General features: G+C 53.7%; 1 protein-coding gene. It reads left to right on the top strand.

The features are described from left to right. Positions 1–1,466 (top strand): aldehyde dehydrogenase family protein (locus VF724_RS21170; protein WP_371756219.1); only part of this gene is annotated, 1,466 nt, incomplete at its 3' end.

Below are 1,466 nucleotides of genomic sequence, written 5' to 3'. Positions count from 1 at the left end.
ATGTCCAACGAACAAGTGTCTACAGCGGTTGTTGTCCATGCCATCATCGATGGCGAGAGGGTGAGGACCGAAAAGCAATACGCTCGGGAAAATCCGGCAAACATCAGCGAGATTGTAGGCTACGGTCCGGTAAATACGCGCGAGGATGCGATTCGCGCGATTGAAGCTGCGGAACGGGCGTTCCCCGCTTGGGCCGCAACCTCGATTGACGAGCGCATTCAAAGGATGGAGCGCGCCATTGCAAGATTGAAGGAAGCGACTCCCGAGATCACTCAGCTGCTTTGCCGCGAACACGGCAAACCGCTTTATGACGCCGGGGGCGAAATGTTTGTTGCGATCATGTGGATGGAATATGCCTGCGCGATGGCGAAGGAAGTGCTTAAAGAGAAAGTCGTGGAACATGATCATGGAAAGTCCATTATCACGAATGATCCGTTAGGGGTTGTAGCCGCGATTTTCCCGTGGAATTATCCGATTGCGCTTTCCACCATCAAAATCGCGCCGGCGCTGTTGGCAGGCAATACGATCGTTTTGAAGCCAAGCCCGTTTGCGCCGTTGGCGGTCAGCCAAGCCATTGAAATGATGGCCGAGGAGTTTCCCAAAGGTGTAATCAATATGGTGCACGGAGAAACCGATGTAGGGATCGAGCTGACCACCAATCCGAAGATTGCCAAGATTGCATTCACAGGCGGTACGAATACCGGTAAGCAGATCATGAGAGCGGCTTCGGATACGCTCAAAAATATTACATTGGAATTAGGCGGGAACGATGCCGCCATCGTGCTTCCCGAGTTTGACGTCAACGATGAGCGTGCGATGCGCCGCTTCGTCGTTTCCAACTTCCTTACGACAGGTCAAATTTGCATGATCGCCAAACGGATGTATGTCCATCGTTCGATCTTCGACAAGTTCGTAGAAAAGTACATCGAGGCGGCCAACAAGTGGATTCGCGTCGGCGATGCCTTCCATCCGGATGTCACGGTGGGGCCGGTCAACAATACCGCTCAGTTCAACTATGTTAAAAGCTTGGTTGAAGATGCCGAGAGAAAAGGCGCCAAGGTCATCAAGCTCGGGAAGGTGCTTGACCCCGACCAAATGTCCAAGGGCTATTTCCTGCAACCCACCTTGGTATTGGGCGCCGACCCTAATGCCCCGATCGTGGTGGAAGAACAGTTCGGACCGACGGTGCCGATCGTGCCTTACGATGATGTGGAGGAAGCGATTGCGCTGGTGAACGACAGCATTTACGGATTAACCAGTTCCGTATGGGGAGATCAGGAGCATGCGGTTCAGGTAGCGCGCCGCATACAAGCGGGGACGACCATGATCAATACCGCTGCCGTCCAAGGGCTTGATGTCCGCTTCCCGTTCGGCGGATTCAAGCAATCCGGCATCGGCAGGGAATACGGGGAAGAGGGCTTGCTGGCTTATACGGAAAAGCATGTGATCAACATCCCCGATATGCT

The sequence above is a fragment of the Ferviditalea candida genome, from assembly GCF_035282765.1.
Taxonomy (GTDB): Bacteria; Bacillota; Bacilli; order Paenibacillales; family KCTC-25726; genus Ferviditalea; species Ferviditalea candida.
This window is presented reverse-complemented; position numbering and strand designations above follow the sequence as displayed.